This is a genomic window from Streptococcus sp. 2020WUSS084 (assembly GCF_044427445.1).
GTDB lineage: Bacteria > Bacillota > Bacilli > Lactobacillales > Streptococcaceae > Streptococcus > Streptococcus suis.
The window spans coordinates 1-16,579 of sequence record NZ_JAOTGC010000018.1; the positions used below are offsets into that span (position 1 = coordinate 1).

The 16,579-nt window shown below is 41.4% G+C and carries 14 protein-coding genes and 1 pseudogene; all 15 read right to left on the reverse strand.

Annotated elements, in window-relative coordinates:
- Window positions 1-197: 197 nt before the first annotated feature.
- Window positions 198-782: pseudogene (locus tag ODU50_RS08985) on the reverse strand (type VII secretion protein EssC); the annotation flags it as partial.
- A 304-nt stretch (window positions 783-1,086) separates the two neighbouring features.
- On the reverse strand, window positions 1,087-1,929 hold the full coding sequence (locus ODU50_RS08990; protein WP_105153628.1) for a hypothetical protein: 843 nt from the start codon (window positions 1,927-1,929) through the stop codon (window positions 1,087-1,089).
- Window positions 1,930-2,014: 85 nt separating this feature from the next.
- A complete protein-coding gene (locus ODU50_RS08995) occupies window positions 2,015-2,863 on the reverse strand; it encodes a hypothetical protein (RefSeq protein WP_029172857.1) in 849 nt (282 codons plus the stop codon).
- A gap of 9 nt (window positions 2,864-2,872) precedes the next feature.
- Window positions 2,873-4,186 carry a hypothetical protein gene (locus tag ODU50_RS09000; protein ID WP_105153629.1) on the reverse strand — a complete coding sequence of 438 codons (1,314 nt, stop codon included), beginning with the start codon at window positions 4,184-4,186 and terminating at the stop codon, window positions 2,873-2,875.
- A gap of 13 nt (window positions 4,187-4,199) precedes the next feature.
- The gene (locus ODU50_RS09005) at window positions 4,200-4,499 is read right to left on the reverse strand and encodes a hypothetical protein (protein ID WP_044682421.1); all 300 of its coding nucleotides are present in this window, start codon (window positions 4,497-4,499) and stop codon (window positions 4,200-4,202) included.
- A 10-nt stretch (window positions 4,500-4,509) separates the two neighbouring features.
- Window positions 4,510-4,791 carry a hypothetical protein gene (locus ODU50_RS09010; protein ID WP_024400082.1) on the reverse strand — a complete coding sequence of 94 codons (282 nt, stop codon included), beginning with the start codon at window positions 4,789-4,791 and terminating at the stop codon, window positions 4,510-4,512.
- A gap of 11 nt (window positions 4,792-4,802) precedes the next feature.
- Complete coding sequence (locus tag ODU50_RS09015; RefSeq protein ID WP_105153630.1) at window positions 4,803-5,186, reverse strand: hypothetical protein; 384 nt, start codon at window positions 5,184-5,186, stop codon at window positions 4,803-4,805.
- 8 nt (window positions 5,187-5,194) lie between these two features.
- Window positions 5,195-5,497 carry a DUF4176 domain-containing protein gene (locus ODU50_RS09020; RefSeq protein WP_024400084.1) on the reverse strand — a complete coding sequence of 101 codons (303 nt, stop codon included), beginning with the start codon at window positions 5,495-5,497 and terminating at the stop codon, window positions 5,195-5,197.
- Window positions 5,498-5,507: 10 nt separating this feature from the next.
- Window positions 5,508-9,929: a type VII secretion protein EssC gene (gene essC, locus ODU50_RS09025; protein ID WP_398581398.1), complete on the reverse strand. Its 4,422-nt coding sequence runs from the start codon at window positions 9,927-9,929 to the stop codon at window positions 5,508-5,510.
- A gap of 3 nt (window positions 9,930-9,932) precedes the next feature.
- The gene (gene essB / locus ODU50_RS09030; protein WP_105142422.1) at window positions 9,933-11,195 is read right to left on the reverse strand and encodes a type VII secretion protein EssB; all 1,263 of its coding nucleotides are present in this window, start codon (window positions 11,193-11,195) and stop codon (window positions 9,933-9,935) included.
- 1 nt (window position 11,196) lies between these two features.
- The gene (locus ODU50_RS09035) at window positions 11,197-11,436 is read right to left on the reverse strand and encodes an EsaB/YukD family protein (protein WP_044753826.1); all 240 of its coding nucleotides are present in this window, start codon (window positions 11,434-11,436) and stop codon (window positions 11,197-11,199) included.
- A gap of 29 nt (window positions 11,437-11,465) precedes the next feature.
- Window positions 11,466-11,930 carry a type VII secretion protein EssA gene (gene essA / locus ODU50_RS09040; RefSeq protein ID WP_013730613.1) on the reverse strand — a complete coding sequence of 155 codons (465 nt, stop codon included), beginning with the start codon at window positions 11,928-11,930 and terminating at the stop codon, window positions 11,466-11,468.
- Window positions 11,931-15,074 carry a type VII secretion protein EsaA gene (gene esaA / locus ODU50_RS09045; protein WP_398581399.1) on the reverse strand — a complete coding sequence of 1,048 codons (3,144 nt, stop codon included), beginning with the start codon at window positions 15,072-15,074 and terminating at the stop codon, window positions 11,931-11,933.
- 73 nt (window positions 15,075-15,147) lie between these two features.
- Entirely contained in the window at window positions 15,148-15,438 is a 291-nt protein-coding gene (locus tag ODU50_RS09050; protein WP_013730614.1) for a WXG100 family type VII secretion target, read from the reverse strand.
- Window positions 15,439-15,722: 284 nt separating this feature from the next.
- Window positions 15,723-16,535 carry a pur operon repressor gene (gene purR, locus ODU50_RS09055; RefSeq protein WP_105153057.1) on the reverse strand — a complete coding sequence of 271 codons (813 nt, stop codon included), beginning with the start codon at window positions 16,533-16,535 and terminating at the stop codon, window positions 15,723-15,725.
- Window positions 16,536-16,579 lie beyond the last annotated feature (44 nt).

Below are 16,579 nucleotides of genomic sequence, written 5' to 3' on the forward strand. Positions count from 1 at the left end.
TGGCGAAGAAATTAGTCCATGATAATAGAAACAAAAAGAAAAACACAGACAGTTCGGCTGAATTTCATCAGAATCAGCTTGAATCTATCTGTGTTTTTTATTTACTGGCTAGTTTTTGCCCAGTCTCATAGAGAAAATCTTGTGACAAATTTCCGCATAATCAGAATATGCTTCAGTATCATCGTTTAACTTGAGCAAAGGGCGATGTGTCCATCCTTTTCAAAGTCATGTTCCAAGACTTCTTGGCTCTGGCGACTTGGAATATCCACCATCCCCAAGCGTGCAACCAGACCACTTGCCTGTCCCCACAAGTCCTTAAAACCTTGTGGGCGGAGGTCTTGCAGGAAGATTTCCTTAGAAAGCGGAGGCAACCATGGTTGCGGCAGGCCCTTGATGGACAAGCGCTCTGTCAAGGCTTTCAGCTTACTTACGATGGCTTGAAGCTCACTCGGAACCTCCTTGATGGACTCAGCCTGATCCAGACCTGACAGGTCTTCGTTAAGAATCTCATATTGACCGATGTCATTGATGGCATAGATGGTATGGTCCTCAATCCCCTGCTCATCCTTATCTGGCTGGTAATCAGCCCCAGACCAGGCAGACTGGAAGAGTTCATACACTTCATTGTTTCCGACCTGCAGATAGCCACGACCCACCTGGGTAATCTCAGCCGCATCTGGCGTCTTAAGCATCTCCATGGAGTCACTCCGATCCGCCACCTTGAGCGCCAGCTTGAAGCGGGAGTTGGACCAGATCTGGTCATCCACCACACCAGATGGCTTCATACCTTTCTTGTGGTTTTTGAAAAATAGCAGAGCTGCTTACATCGTTTCGATATAGAAATAAAGTAAAGCGATTCTAGTTCCATCTCATCCTCCAGCTCCGCTTTAGATCAAGTCTATCTTTGCTTCTTATGTGTCAAGGAAGAATATTACCTTTCCATTATACCAAAAAATCCAGACAAGGTAATCTTGTCTGGGTTTACAAGTTAATAACTTAAGCATCAAAGAAATTATGTAACTTGGGATTTTGGAATCCATTGCTTAGCCATAAACCAAAAGTAAATTAAGACGAGCTAAACAAAACCTACTTTCCCAAACTTTCCTTATATCGCTTGGACTTCTTACCATACCAGTCTTCAATGCTATATCCTGAGAGAATACGATAGTCTTCCATATATTTACTGATATAATAGACTTTTATTTGACTTGCACCAAGTGCGATAACAAAATATAAACCCACCAATCCAATAATAGGAAACGAAAGAATGCTAACCGTTCTTATTAAATCACTTCGATACAAATTTTCTCCGCCGGAAAAAAATATCCTATACAGAAAAACTGGAGTAAGAACGAGCCAACCAAATTTTCTAGAATGAGCAACAAAAAGCTCCACATATCTTTCTAGTGGGTTACTGAAATCTACATTACCATACAAACTATTGTACGAAGTCTTACTAAACCATCGATATCTTTCAAGAAGTGCAATCATGAAAACCACCGAATAGATGAATATTGACAAGAACTCACCAAGTATCATTGTAGAAAAAATAACTAGTAATATTTCTATTTGGCAATAGAATAGAAATGTAAGCAAAAACATATACTTATTAAAATAATAGTAAGACAAGACTCGTTTTTGAGGGATTTTCTTCAAGGAAATGAAATACAAAAGTGTAACAAGTAGCCCTAGAAAGAAGGGGATACTTACTAGTACCTCCGTACTTTTAAATAGAGTTAATATGATTTGTGAATCAACATATCTACCTATAAATGTTATTAAATACATGAAGAGATTAACAGTCAAAAATCCCAAGATTTTCTTTCCATAACCATTTTTCTCTATGTCCTCCATTGAAGTCTGAATGTACTGATCCGTTACCAACCCCATGCTCTCTTCTAAAGAGGCATTCCATATTGATTTTTTCATGTTTTCTCCTTAGCCAAAAACAAATAGTCTTAGCTCTTAGTTAAATACACTTTTTGCTACAGATTTTAATGTTTCCTGCTAATATTTACCGCTTTCCCAAACTTTCCTTATATCGCTTGGACTTTTTACCATACCAGTCTTCAATGCTATATCCTGAGAGAATACGATAGTCTTCCTTATATTTATTAATATAAAATCCTTGAATACAACTAAACACTATTGCTACGATAAAGTAGAAACCAAAAACAGGCAGAACGACCGCAAATACCATAACTAAATTTCTGAGCAAGTCATTCTGATAAATACCTTCCCCTTGATTGGGTAAAAAGAGGCGAAACACAAAAAAGGGAAAAGCAATTAAACCACCATATTTCTTTCCAAGGACAACAAACTTCTCCATCACATCATTTAAGGGATTGGAAACCAATTGATTTCCATATAAGCCATTCAAAACCTCTTTCTTAAACCATAGGTATCTTTCTGCGATTACAAAAATTATGATAGACAGATTGAGAATGACTGCAATTAGCGAACCAAAAAACATGGCCGAACCAATCGCACATAGTACAAATACTTGATAATTAAGTAAACTCACCATCAAGAACATATTCCAATTGAAATAGTAATACGACAAAATTCGATTGTGGCGTATCTTTCTAACGTCCATTAGGTAATGAACGATTACTAATAAGCCTAGCCATACGGGGATTGAAAATAGGATTTTCGCCTCCACAAATAATATATTTCCAACTTCTTTATCCGAATACGGTCCGATAAATGATATTAGAAAGATAAAAAATTCAACTGTCAAAAAACCTATTATTTTCTTTCCGTAACCATTTTTATCTATGTCCTCCATTGAAGTCTGAATGTACCGATCCGTTACCAACCCCATACTCTCTTCTAAAGAGGCATTCCATATTGATTTTTTCATGTTTTCTCCTTAACCAAACCAAGATAATTCAGGGACCTGAAAGTTAGAAATGATTGATTGGGCCTTACTTCCTAACTCACTAACATTGTGTGTGTACTTGGATAAATTATTCACAACCGAATTTCCAACACCGCTAACTACTTTATCCACCTCTTTTTTTAAAGCTTTTCCAGTTTCTCTTACATTATCAATCTGTTCATAAGTCCAATCTTTGAGATTATCCGTAAAATCTGGAAAAAAGAACTGCCCAAGTTGACTAGCACCTCCTATAAAAAAACCAGCCGCCGCACCCCATGGGCCAAACTTTGCTCCAATCAATGCTCCATCAATCGGTCCAATACTTGCGATACCATCAATAATTCCTCCCGCAACAGCTTTCCCGACATCCTTATGAGCCTTATCCGTAGAATCAAAGTATGAACTGAAACCTGAAATTGTACCGTTAGCTACTGGCATCAACCAAGGACTAGATATGACTTTTCCTAGACCTGAATCAGCAACTTTTCCCAAAATCTGAGCTGGTTTAGAGCCTGCAATTTTTGTAATCCATTCGGAAATATTTCCAGCTTTGTTTACCCAAGTCATGACAGTATTAAAAACTTGTCCACTTCTCTCACTTGTTCTGACTAAGGCATTTATTATATCGTCTTGCTTATCTACTGGTAGTTTGCTGAGTACATTGGTTATTGCACCATTCGAAGTGACAAACTCTGAAAACGCCTTCGGAATATCCTCCATGTCATCAAGCTTAGTCATCACTTTCCAAAAGAAGTCATCAACATTACTGTCTTTCGCAATTGTAGCTAAAAACTTTTCATTCCCCAACAACTTACTCAACGCTTCAGCTGGATTTACTTTAGCCAGTTGCAGTATACGTTCCACAACATCTGCTTCTTCCACCATTCCTACGTATGTTTGTATTAATAGAATTGTTTCTTTTTGTGAAACTTCTTTATTTATTCTAGAAATAGCTTGATTGACTTGAACCGAACTTGATCCATCGCCAATATTTTTAAAAATTTGGCTATAATCCTTATCTAATTGAACAACACGATCCAATGGATTCCCACTACCTTCCAATGACATCTTATTCAATCGTTCAATGTGCTCATTAAGAATTTGAAGCTCTTGTTTGGCCTTTAAATAGGCTGAAATTCCTTCAACAGCGTTTTGGTCTCGGCTGTCTAAACTTCCAATATTACTTGAAACTAATCGAATAAAATTATCCTCTACTTCATCTCGCAACTCTTCAACTTTATCTCTGAAAGAGCGTGACTTACTATAGTATTCTTCTACTGGAATTTTAAAAGTTCCTAAACTCATCTACCATCTCCTCCTATGGACTTACGCTCACTGAGGCTGCTTGTCTGTCGGCGTTTTTCAATTCGTCCTCTACTGTCCGTGCATTTCCTATGACAGTTGACCAATTTGAATTTTCTTGTGAAAGCTTATTCATCAAATTTGAAATTGAAATCTCAAGATTACTTGCTGCCTCTCCTTTCAGCTCGTTTTCCACCACATTTTTTACTTTTTCTAGTTCCGCCATAAGATTCTCAAAGTTTGATTGTATTCTATTCAATTCAGACCTTAGAATCTCATGTTGGTTCGGGTCATAGCTAATTTTTCCTAGTCCCATATTCCCCCTCCTATTCAAAAGAAACAGAGGCTTCTGCAGATGTTATTTCCTCTGTAAAAGAGCTTAGTTGCCCACTCAGAGTCATACATTCAGCTACTAAGGCCATCTGACGATCTATATCACTCTCAACTACATTGAGAAGTGAAGCATAGGCAGACCCTTGTAAGCTACTTTTTATTGCTCCTATCTGGACTTTAGAATTAACAACCCCCTCCCGATAGGTGCTTATTTTAGCTTGAAGCCCTCTCAAAACTTCAGCAATTGCAATGCTGTTAATCTTTATTTCCGACACTCTGAGACCTCCTAAACTCTTGATAAGAGCGCTCTTTTAACACTCTTATCAATTGAAAGATTTTTAATTGTTCGATATTTCTTTATTCGATTCTCAACTGGATCTTCATCATATGTTATATACAAATATAGGGAGTTAGCATGTAATTCTGAATCAAACTGCGCTTGAACTCTAGCAATGATAGCATCGATTTTTGATAGAAATTCCGCTTTCCGTTTCGAAATTTTCTGAGAATCTTTTTTTACTGTATCGATATAGTTTTCAAATTTTGATTGTGCATTACCAGTCCAATCAGGTACAGCTACAGAAAGACCCGAGACCCCATCACGAGTACTTCCTGAGGATACAGCGCTTTTAAAATATCGTAAAGCTCTTATTCTCTCTTTGTAGTCCATATTAGCACCTATTTGATTTCTTTTTTACGAACTGTTAGCTTTGTTTCCCACTCTGAATATACTTCTAGGAATCTCTTTTCGTCTTCATCCGACAACCCTTTGAAAACAACCCTATCAATATTTTCTACATTGAAAAATAAAGTATTATTAGGATTAATACCCGTTGGAAAAATACAGCCCATGTAGTCAGTAAAAACTTCTTCATTGGTCTCTGAATCATTAAAAATAATTCCTCTACCGACCACCATAATTTTTTCTGTTCCGCCCTCTAAATAGACAACCGAACCAAGTGGAAGCAATTCTCTTGACATAATTTTTCTCCTATTCTTTATTACTTAATATTTTTACCTTAGTATATTTTTCTTTATTGTAGAGATACATTTCATCAGTATTCAAACGCTCTTCCCTCGAAACTTCCTTATGAGGAACTACTGATTGATCATATAATCTCATAGCGATGAGCGCAAAAGAAATATCCTCTTTTATTGTTTTTACAATTGCATCAGTTTTAAAAAGTTGCGCTTTTGTAGCTGCTATCACAAAATGTAATCCGTGTTTGGGGCCCTCTAGGTAAAGTTGCTTAAACTCTTCAGCTTTTGATGCAAATTTTTCTAAGAAAACTCCTAAATCAGGAATTATAATAAATGTTTCAGTATCTTTAGGATTAGATTTTCTATTGCTTAGTTCAGTAAACATTTGTTCAAACAGTTGATGGCTTAAGCCACTATTGATATAAACATCTGATAAATCTCTCAAATAGTCAAATTCATCACTAGTATCCACAACAAGTACATGGCCCTTTGGATAAAGACGGCTGGAAACAACTGAAAAATGATAGATGACAGATTCAAGCGCAGAAACCTGCTCCGACAATACAAGAATATTATTTACTTTTTCAACTTCAATGCTCACAGCCTCCACCGTTTCCAGATCCAATCCAAGTGGAATCTGACCTGAGGCAATGGCTTTCTGAACGCTTGAGCGACTGAGGAAGTCCTCGCGAGTCAGCTCTTCTGGCACCATTGGGATAGCTTCTGGAACCTGACCCGTCCAAGCAGCCTTCTGACGACTCACTTCCTCACGCATCTGATCCACCAGCTCTATGTCGTGTTCCACACGAAGGGGAAGTGCCAACTGGAGGCTATAAACTTCCTCTCCCTTATAGAGAGCCCGTCCCTTAATATCTTCAATATCCGCAAGACCAGTAGACCCGACAACACTGCGAACTTCTGTCTTATCGTGTTGCTTCAAGGTCAACTGGTGCTTGAAGTTAGAGTAGAAAGTCGCACGAAGGTTAGCCTGACGACTAGCCGTCACCACCAGGTGAAGACCAATGGCCTGACCCTCACGAGAAATGCGGGTCAAGAGTTTGAGTAATTCTGCCTCAAAACTCTCATCCTTCATAGACTCAAAGCTATCCAAAGCAATGACAATACGCGGCTCCACCTGTCCTGTCAACTGACGGTACATGGACAAGGTACCCACACGATGTTCCGTAAGCAATTTCTTGCGACGGTTGATTTCCTTCTCCAAAAGACGGATAAACTTACCGATCTTCTCTCCCTGATCCAAGAGGAAGACATCCGCCACATGTGGTAAATCCCCCATTGGAACCAGACCACTCGTCCCAAAGTCCATCAGATAGAGATGGAGTTCAGATGGGCTATAGTGACGTGCTAAATCCAAGACCGTAGTCTGTAAGAAAGTAGTCTTACCGGTCGCTGGAGCCCCATACATAAGCAAATGACCATCCTGAGATAGGTTGATAGACAGCGGTTCTTGGGCCTGCTGGCTCGGTTTATCCAAGAGACCTAGAATAACCTCTAACTCCTCATTGACTCCAGACCAAGTTAACTCAGCCTCATCTCGTAAATCTTCCACAAACAAACGTGAAGGTAGCGGAGGCAACCATGGTTGCGGCAGGACCTTGATGGACAGGCGCTCTGTCAAGGCTTTCAGCTTACTTACGATGGCTTGAAGCTCACTCGGAACCTCCTTGATGGACTCAGCCTGATCCAGTCCAGACAGGTCTTCGTTGAGAATCTCATATTGACCGATGTCATTGATGGCATAGATGGTATGGTCTTCAATCCCCTGCTCATCCTTATCTGGCTGGTAATCAGCCCCAGACCAGGCAGACTGGAAGAGTTCATACACTTCATTGTTTCCGACCTGCAGATAGCCACGACCCACCTGGGTAATCTCAGCCGCATCTGGCGTCTTAAGCATCTCCATGGAGTCACTCCGATCTGCTACCTTGAGTGCCAGCTTGAAGCGAGAGTTGGACCAGATCTGGTCATCCACCACACCAGATGGCTTCTGAGTCGCTAAGATCAGGTGAATCCCCAAACTCCGACCGATACGAGCGGTTGAGACCAGCTCCTTCATAAAGTCAGGTTGGTTGGTCTTGAGCTCCGCAAACTCATCGGAGATCAAGAAGAGATGAGGCATGGGCTCACTCACCTCACCCAGCTTGTACTTCTTCTGGTATTGATTGATATGGTTGACATCATTCTCCGCAAAGAGACGTTGGCGGCGCTTCAGCTCCGCATTGATGGACACCAAGGCCCGCATAGACTGGGCACCATCCAAGTTGGTGATGGTCCCAAGTAAGTGAGGCAGGTCCTTGAAGAGGTTGGCCATGCCCCCACCCTTATAGTCGATGAGGAGAAAGGCCACGTCATGCGGATGGAAATTAACCGCAAGGCTTAAGATATAAGACTGGATGACCTCTGATTTACCAGAACCCGTGGTACCTGCCACCAAACCGTGTGGACCGTGAGCCTTTTCATGTAAGTTCAGATAGACAATATCCTCCTTGCCACGAAGACCCAGAGGCACCGCCAGACTCTTATAAGGCGCATGCTTTTCCCAACGACTGACAACACCCAAGTCCTCAAAGGTCTCAACCCCATACATCTCCATAAAGGTCACCGTTTCAGGGATAGAAGACTTGAGGTTCTGTAGGTGATTAAGCGGAGCTAAGCGGCGCACCAAGGTCTCCTTGTCGTAGCCAACTGGGAAATGGTCCAAGGCAAAGTCAATCTCACGCAACTGACCTTCCTCCATGACCAGCTGACCAGTGTTTCGATCCTTGATGTTAATGATGGTCTTGATATTCTCAGACAGAGAAGACAGCACATCCTGCACAAAGACCAGGCTACAGCCCAGCTCCGTCGGATCCTCTGTGAAGAACTCCATGATGACATGGTCCAAAATCAACTTCTCATCCGTCACCAAGACCACATAGTGAGGGCTGAAGAGGGTTGACTCACGATTGGACTTGTCTTCCTTTTGAGCCCTGCGCAGTTTCAAAATCTGATTGAGCGAGTTGAGCACCTGATCATGGGTCCTCTGGTTATAGACGAAGCCACGCACATTCATGTCTTGCAAGATCGCATGAGGCAAGAACCGCATCCAATCCCACTGCTCCTTCTCCTCCTCTGGCATGATGGTAATAAACTGCACATCATGATAGGAATGGAAAAGTGCTATTTGGTTGACCATGAGTTGGAGCTGCTCAATCACCAAGGCCCGCGGACCAATATAGCCGACAGGACCATGGGACAGATTGGCCACAATGGGCATATCTGAAATGGTCTTGTTTTGTTCATAGAGTTGAAAACCCTCCAACTCCAAGGGATCCCGCTTGCCCGACCGTTCCGTCTGAGCATAGGACAGGTCATAAGAAACCGGAACCTCACCCAGACCCAAGCGATAGTACAAGAAATCAAAATGAAGAGGCGTCTTCTCATAGATCCGATGGTGGTAGCTATCTGCCAGATCCACCAAGGTCTCAATAGCAGGATAATGGTAGAGCTGACCATCTTTCTGCGACTTGGTCAGACCAGCCAACTCCTTGGCCTTATCAGCCAGATAGTCATGATAGAGCCCCTCTCGGTCTCTCAGCTCTTTCTGGTAATCCTTTCTCCCCTTTATATAGCCAGCGATGGACATCCCCAACGTCACAATCGACATGGCGATAGTCGCTAGCACGTAGAGACCACGAGGTTGGAAAATCATGATAACCAATGTAATCCCCACCATCATAAGAGGAGGCAAGATTAATTTCAACAAACTGTCAGACGGTTTTGATGGTGCATTCGAAGGCGCATTGATAGCCACCCTGTCTTCTGAACTCCGATAGATAATCCGTGGAGAGCGATGGTAGTCTGGATAATCCTCATAAAAAGCATAGCGCGATGCAGACTTACGAGCCAACTCATCACTAGCCTCTACAGGACCCGCAGCCAGGACCTCATCTGCATAAAATTTGAAGAAAGTATCCTCAAAAGCAAGCTCATCTCCAAGAGCCAGCTCCATTTCCCCCTTCTCCATCAAAAGGTTATTGATATAGATGGAGCCCGCCAAACGATAAAGCATCCATGACTGGTCACTGCGTTTGAGCAAGACATGACAACTTGACCCTGCAAGGACAAAACTATTTCCCGCATGCTGGCCGATTGTTAATTCCTGCTTATCCAGAGGGTCTAGGATTACCTGTTCCGACGGAAGAAGATAGACCACGCCCCCCGCCAAAGACATACCAGATACAAGCTTTCCTTCCACTCCATCATAGTCATAGCAAACTTGTGCTTCATCTAACCAAATCGTCAAGGGAGCATCCAGTGAGGAGACAAAAACCTGCGCCTTTTCTGTGCCTTGAAAAAGAATCTTTTTCCCAGCAGACACATCCGCCACATAGCGAAAACCATCTTTATAAAAAACTACTGTCTCTGCCATAGCTTACTCCCCGCTCGAGCTCGATGGACTCGTTGATGATGATTCTGTAGAAGAGGTTGAACTAGACGTCGAACTTGTACCTGTTTTCACCTGTGACCCATCTTCATTCAAAATCGTAGTTCGAGTATCCCAATACTTTTGATACTCCGCTTTCAACTCATCCAAGGTTGTTTCCCGCTCTTCCCCCGACAAAGTCGTATTTTCACGAACCTGTTCCATTTGCTGGTAAAGAGCATACAAAATCAAATCCGAATCATCCAAACGCTTGGCCAAATCCAAAGCTTCTTGGCTATTACCACGACCAATTTCAATCCAGTAGTCCAAATATTGCTCATCTGATTTGAGCGTCACATTATTTAAGATAACAGAACGTTGTTCATTACTCAAATCAAACCCTTGGATGTAGGCATAGGCAAGAGTGTATTTTTGAGTGTAGGGAAGATTAGAAACCTCTACCCGCTCCAACTCACTAATCACCCCAGGATAGTCCACCTTGATGAAGGCCGTATCCGCATCCAGCATTTTTTCCTTGAAAGGATTGTGCATGAAAACTAGATAAATCAGCGGCAAGACCAATAATCCTGCCAGGGCAGAAAGCCAGATGGTCGCATAGCGATAGAGACGGTGCTTGGAGCGAGAAACCCTTGTCAAAGTCGCCTTCTCCTCCTCCAACTTATCCTGAAAATAGCCCTGCAAAAGTCCTTCCAAACTATCCATATCCTCTGCCTTGCGAATGGTATCTAAGAACTCCGGTACAGGAACCACATCCAGCGCACCATTGTAAAGGTCCATAAAATCATGCTCTGTAAATAAAGCAAGGATATAAGATTTTAATTGCTTCAACAAATCCGTAGCATCCAAGGTCTGAGGCACCATCTTCTCCGGAATAGCCCGATAGGCTAGTTTGACCCGACCATCCTTAGTAATAAAGACAGATGACGGATGCACGAAAAAGGTGATTGGCAATTTCAAAGCCTGCTTCAATTCTAAAACATTGAGAGAAAGTCGTAGTTTTTCAGAGACCTCTTTCTCCTTCATGTCCTCAAAGGTTTGCCCAAATGCATCCAGATGATAGGTGAAATGAACTGTATCTTCATCCACCGTCATTTCCTGTTGTAAAAATTGAGGGTGGTGCAGATCCAACAAGAGCAGATCAGATAGCTCTTGCGTTGCCACATCAGACCGTTTTACATCAAGGTGCCACTCTTTATCACCCTTTAAAAAGACAAATTCCTGTCCGCCAAAGACAAATGTTTCTTCTTTCACCCTAAACCTCCAAAACCTCTATAATATCTCCCGTTGTCACAGGATAATCGGCTAATACTTTCCCTTCGTCCAAAATGAACCCCTTATTAACAACATGGAGTTGGTATTTTTTTCTAGCATTCTCTTTTTCGAAGATGCTATCCAACTCCTTGATTAATCTCCTAACCTCAATGTGAGTCGGAATCCGTAAGTCCCTGATTCGTCCTCCATCATGTAAGGTAACATTGATATGCGTCTCCATCTCATCTCCTCCAATAGACCACTAGAAGATTATTCCTGGCCTACTTCATCCTTACCCATCAAATAGGTTGCTAAACTTGCAAGCAATAGAATGCCAACTACAATAGAAGCAAAAAACAGGCCAGAGAGAAGCCCTGCTGGAGCTCCCTCTGTCCCACTATCTACCTTGGTTGTCATCACCTTATGGGTCCGAGTATCAAACAAGGTCCCCACTTGCAAAATATCCGTGCTTGGTTTCTCACCAGTTTGGAATAGGCTATTTAGCTGATGCTCTAATAAGACTTGATCAGCTTCTTTTTTGGCAGTCAATTCTGCTTGATCTGGTGCCAAAAACAAAGATTGGACCAGTAAATCCTGACTACCTATTTTCTTTTCTTTTTCTACTTCAATGCGTGAACTATCAATTTGAAGACTATTGTCTCCAAGTTCGGACGCTTCTATCCCAACCGGAAGAAAGAGAACCAGGCAACTAAGAACAAGTGCTATCTTTTTCATTTAATCCTCTTTTTTATTTAGGAATTTTTCCACATTGACAAAAGCACTCAAGCCAGCAAAACCAAGCCCCAATACGAGCGCCGTAGCAATCACTGTCAGACTGGCAGCTTCACCATCAAAGTAACCAGATAAACTATTTTCTAAAACAGAAAGAGGGTTGATGGCTTTCAGTGTTGCAGGCAGACCTGTCAAACTAGCAGTTGTACCAATGGCATTGGATAGGTAAATAAAGCTGATAACCATGAAGAAGCTAATCCCCATGCCAAGTCCTTTGGCATTTTTTATCAATAGATACTGACCTTGTGCTAGTAATAGGCTAAACAAGGTAATCATCAGCACCCAAGTCGGGATCAACTCGCTATCAATCTGCAACTGTTGACTTGATACAACCCCGATCAATCCACCGACCAGAAGTGATAGAACGCTGAGCACAGTCACTGTTACTAAATCTGTATCCTCGAGACGGCTTACTTTAAACTTATCTTTCACAGCCTTAATCACACGATGAGTACCAAAAACATAAGCTGCAAACAGGGTCACCATCTCCAAGAGTAAAATCCAGGTGAAAGGTCTGTAGGTGTTGACTGTTGCTTTTACAGATGAAGACGATTCTGTCAATGGTGCGGACAAGAAATCCAAAATCACTTCATTTGGAACACCATTGTCATAGGTATTGCTTAAGACAGAAGTAAAGGTTTTTACAAAGTCGCCATTTTCAGCCAATTCTGATTCAAACCTCTCCATCAGGGCAGTTGCTTCAGAAGATAGATTCTCTCCGCTTTCTTGAGCAGCCTGTACATCATTAGTAAATGTAGTGAAGACGGTATTGACATTAGTCGCCTCCTCAACGTTCTGTTCTGAAAGGGATTTTACCTCACCTGTAATAGAAAGGGAAGCATCCAATTCAGTAGCGAGCGCCGCAAGTTCTGTATCATGCGTTCCTTGAAGAGCAGTTTGTTGCTCTTGACCATCTGCAATAGACTGAGCTCGTGCCTTGACATCCTCCAAAAATGCCAGCTGATTCGCTATCTGTTGAGCCAAATCACTATTTGTCGTGCTGATATATTGGAGTTGATCTTTTAATTCTTGTTTGCGTCCTTCTAACTCAGCCAATCTTTCCTTCAAAGCTTGATCTTGTGCACGCGCTTCAGAATAGGATTGTAAATTAGCTGTAATGGAGCTCGTGACTAAAGAAGTCAACAGGGATTTCGCGTCTTGGTTGAAGAAACTATCCGTCAAACTGCTACGTTCACCAGTTACAGTATTAACAGGATAATATTGATCTAATAAACGATTAGCTTGATTATACTTGGAAATGATTTCACTAACTTTTGCAGCATAAGCAACCTCTGCTTTACGATAAGCTTCCTGTTCTTTTAAGAAGTTTTCCCAATCAAATCCTGCTGTTGTGACTTCCAGATTATTAACACTTACTTTGACACTCCCCTGCGCCATCTCAGTTGTCGTGACAGGTGTACCAGTGGACGGTGACGTAGTCGATACAATATTCTCTTCCGATGAGCTCGAACCCGTCGTTGACGAAGTTGAATCCGTTACTACCGTTGTTGAAACCGTGGTCGTCTGACTCTTTTCATATTGGAGAGTGACGGTTACTGTATTATCCTTTTGCAAAGCAACAACTTCACTAGGATTGGTATAGCTGTTGCCATTCAATTCCCAAGATACCAAATCAAACCCGCTAGGAATTTCTAAAGAAAGAGTGGCACGAGTTGTTGGAGTAGGAATTTTAAAATCAGCAGCAGCTTGAAGATGCGGTTCTAACTCTTTAGCAAGAGCCTGTAATTCTTTCAAATCATTAGAAGCTACAAAGTGTTCACCAAAATGCGCTTGCGCAAATGCTGCGTCAAATTGAATCTGACTCGCTGCCTTTGGATCCAATTTGTTTAAATCAGCAGTCAGATCTGCAGGAGTCAAGCTTGGTAAACCTGCCAATTGATTCAAAATCAACTGGTCTAAGCTCGTTTGATAGGATGCTAGAGAAACCGGCAACTCTGTACTCTTACCCAAAACCGCTCCAATGTGGATTGTTTTCAGACTATCACCATAGTAAGTGGTTAAATGTGTTTCAGCAAAGTCAGAAATCGCAGCCTCATGCTCTGCTAATTTCGTACTCTCAGCTTCAATTGCTACCTGTAAATCGGCAATGGCTTGATCCAATTTTTCAACCAAACCAACATAGCCACTAGCTTCACCCGTCTCGTCTATCGCTGCTGCCCCCAACTGCCCCGAGAGCACCTCTTGGGTCGTTTTAATCGTTGCAAACAACTGATCCGTTTCAGCACTGAGTACAGAGCTATTCATTGCTAAAAGCGAAGCTGAAAATTCTTCCTGTGATAGTTTTCCCTGATTTCGTTGTTCAATCAAGGTAGCTAAATTATCTTTTAGTCCCGTCTGAGCAGTATTTAGGCTATCATATGCCGTCACGTTGCCAGAAAGCGCTTCTTTCAAAAGATTATTAGCTGCCAATGTTGAATCAGCCGTCGAAGTCAAATTCGGAAAAAGTGTCTTAAAATCAACAGCTGTTTGATAGAGATTGTTCCTAAAAACAGCAATATTGCTCACCTTTGTATCTGACAAGGTCTGAACATTTCGTTGAGCCTGATAAAGATTCCCGAGAATGCTGGCCATATACATATCAATCAGCTGACTCTGTAGGTCTGCAATAATCCCTTTTGCCACCTTAACAGCTTCATTCTCTACCTGCAAATTACCATTTGCATTAATCTTATATGTGATTGTCGCTTTATCAACATTGGTATTGTTGATATCCAAGATTTTTGTTGAAAAATCGCTTGGGATGGTCACAACCAATTGGTAAAGCCCTTCTTTTAACCCCTTGTCAGCCGTACCACGACTGACAGTTGACCAGTTATGGGCAGTATTTTTTTCGATATTTTTTGCATAACTAGCGCCAAGATTATATTCCGTACCATTTAGGGTTACAGTATTATCTTCATTGACTAAGGCAACATCCAGCTTAATATTTTGTCGCCCTGCTTCTTGCTCTTTCTTGGAAATACTCGTGTTGTTCTGAACGGCAATATTTAATCCAATGATAGATAGAAGCAAAAGTAAGACCAGCAAAGCATTTCTCCCATACTTCAAAATGCGCTGTTTATCCATTTTTCATATCTCCTTCATTTCGATAAAAAATAGGAAGGCTGGCGCCTTCCTAGCATTTGAACTTCGTCAACCCTTAGCCATTGATTTGCGCTGCAATGTCTGCATCTGTTTGCTCGATAATGTCAGCAACTTTATTCAATTGGGCATTGATATCTCGAAGCAACTCAGAAAATTCAACAATTTTTGGCTTAAGCGCTTCAAATTGAGCATCAAAACTGTCAAAAGCTGTACCTTCCCAGTTTTCACGAATAACAGATTGCTCATTTGACAAAGATGATAAAATAGCATCAATGTTATCTGAACCTTCTGTATAGCGAATCGCAGAAGTACGGAGCTCATCTGGGGTTAATTTAATACGTGACATATCGTTCTCCTTTTGTCTTATAATTACTAATCCATTATATAATAAAAAAGCCAAAAATACAACCATATATGCAACTTTATTTATAGAAAAATAATCATTTAGCCGGTTCAAAACATAATTGTAAAAATTTTATACTATTTTGACTACAGAGCAAAAAAAGATTGAAGGAAGATGTCCGAAACAAACCTTCCTCCAATCTGAGCTGAAAATTCAGCTTTTTCTTTATGCACGAATAATCTAAATAGGGATCACCTTACGTCTCTTTAAGTGTAGGTTGGTAAATGTTATTCAAAAATATTTCCCAACTCTACATCGACTCGGTTTTTCTTGACATTGATGTCGGTCACAGCGAGCAAAGACTTGTAGTTAGCTACGCTACGGTCCCCTTTTTGGTTTTCTGCAAAGACAGCCACGCCTACCAAGGTTGAGTCAAACTCAGACAAGAGGCTAATCATACCATTGATGGTGCCACCATTTTTCAAGAAGTCATCGACGATTAAGACACGGCTTCCTGCCTTCAAACTACGCTTAGACAGGAACATCTTTTCGATACGGTCGCTAGATCCTGACACATAGTTGACAGAAACTGTTGAACCTTCTGTGATTTTCAAATCACGACGCACAATCACAAACGGTACATTAAGGACATTGGCAACAGCATTGGCCAAAGGGACCCCCTTAGTCGCAACTGTCATGACCGCATCAATCTTTTCATCTTTGAAAGCATCTGCAATGATACGACCGACATTTTTCAAAATATGCGGTGTAGACAGCAAGTCAGATGAATAGATATAACCGCCTGGCAAGATACGATTACTTTCGGCCATCTGATCACGAAGGGCCTGTGCAATTTCGACAGACTCTGCCTTAGAGATCGATGGAGTAAAAACAACTCCTCCACTGGCACCAGTAATGGTTTCAATATGCCCGATAGAGCTTTCCTCAAAAGCCTTTTTAATGATGGCAATATCCTCTGAGATAGATGACTTGGCAGATTCATACTTTTCCGCAAAGGTATTCAAACTAGTTAATTCATAAGGGTGGTTGATGAGGTAATTGGAAATGACAACCATACGCTCACTTCTTCTTAATTTCATAAAATCATCCTCTTTCACTTTTTTCTATTATATCACAACAAACT

Bases quoted from the DNA above. Each gene is read 5' to 3' on its own strand.
- ODU50_RS08990 (WP_105153628.1), bottom strand. From the start codon at position 1,929: ATGAAAAAATCAATATGGAATGCCTCTTTAGAAGAGAGCATGGGGTTG.
- ODU50_RS08995 (WP_029172857.1), bottom strand. From the start codon at position 2,863: ATGAAAAAATCAATATGGAATGCCTCTTTAGAAGAGAGTATGGGGTTG.
- ODU50_RS09000 (WP_105153629.1), bottom strand. From the start codon at position 4,186: ATGAGTTTAGGAACTTTTAAAATTCCAGTAGAAGAATACTATAGTAAG.
- ODU50_RS09005 (WP_044682421.1), bottom strand. From the start codon at position 4,499: ATGGGACTAGGAAAAATTAGCTATGACCCGAACCAACATGAGATTCTA.
- ODU50_RS09015 (WP_105153630.1), bottom strand. From the start codon at position 5,186: ATGGACTACAAAGAGAGAATAAGAGCTTTACGATATTTTAAAAGCGCT.
- ODU50_RS09020 (WP_024400084.1), bottom strand. From the start codon at position 5,497: ATGTCAAGAGAATTGCTTCCACTTGGTTCGGTTGTCTATTTAGAGGGC.
- essC (WP_398581398.1), bottom strand. From the start codon at position 9,929: ATGGCAGAGACAGTAGTTTTTTATAAAGATGGTTTTCGCTATGTGGCG.
- ODU50_RS09035 (WP_044753826.1), bottom strand. From the start codon at position 11,436: ATGGAGACGCATATCAATGTTACCTTACATGATGGAGGACGAATCAGG.
- essA (WP_013730613.1), bottom strand. From the start codon at position 11,930: ATGAAAAAGATAGCACTTGTTCTTAGTTGCCTGGTTCTCTTTCTTCCG.
- esaA (WP_398581399.1), bottom strand. From the start codon at position 15,074: ATGGATAAACAGCGCATTTTGAAGTATGGGAGAAATGCTTTGCTGGTC.
- ODU50_RS09050 (WP_013730614.1), bottom strand. From the start codon at position 15,438: ATGTCACGTATTAAATTAACCCCAGATGAGCTCCGTACTTCTGCGATT.
- purR (WP_105153057.1), bottom strand. From the start codon at position 16,535: ATGAAATTAAGAAGAAGTGAGCGTATGGTTGTCATTTCCAATTACCTC.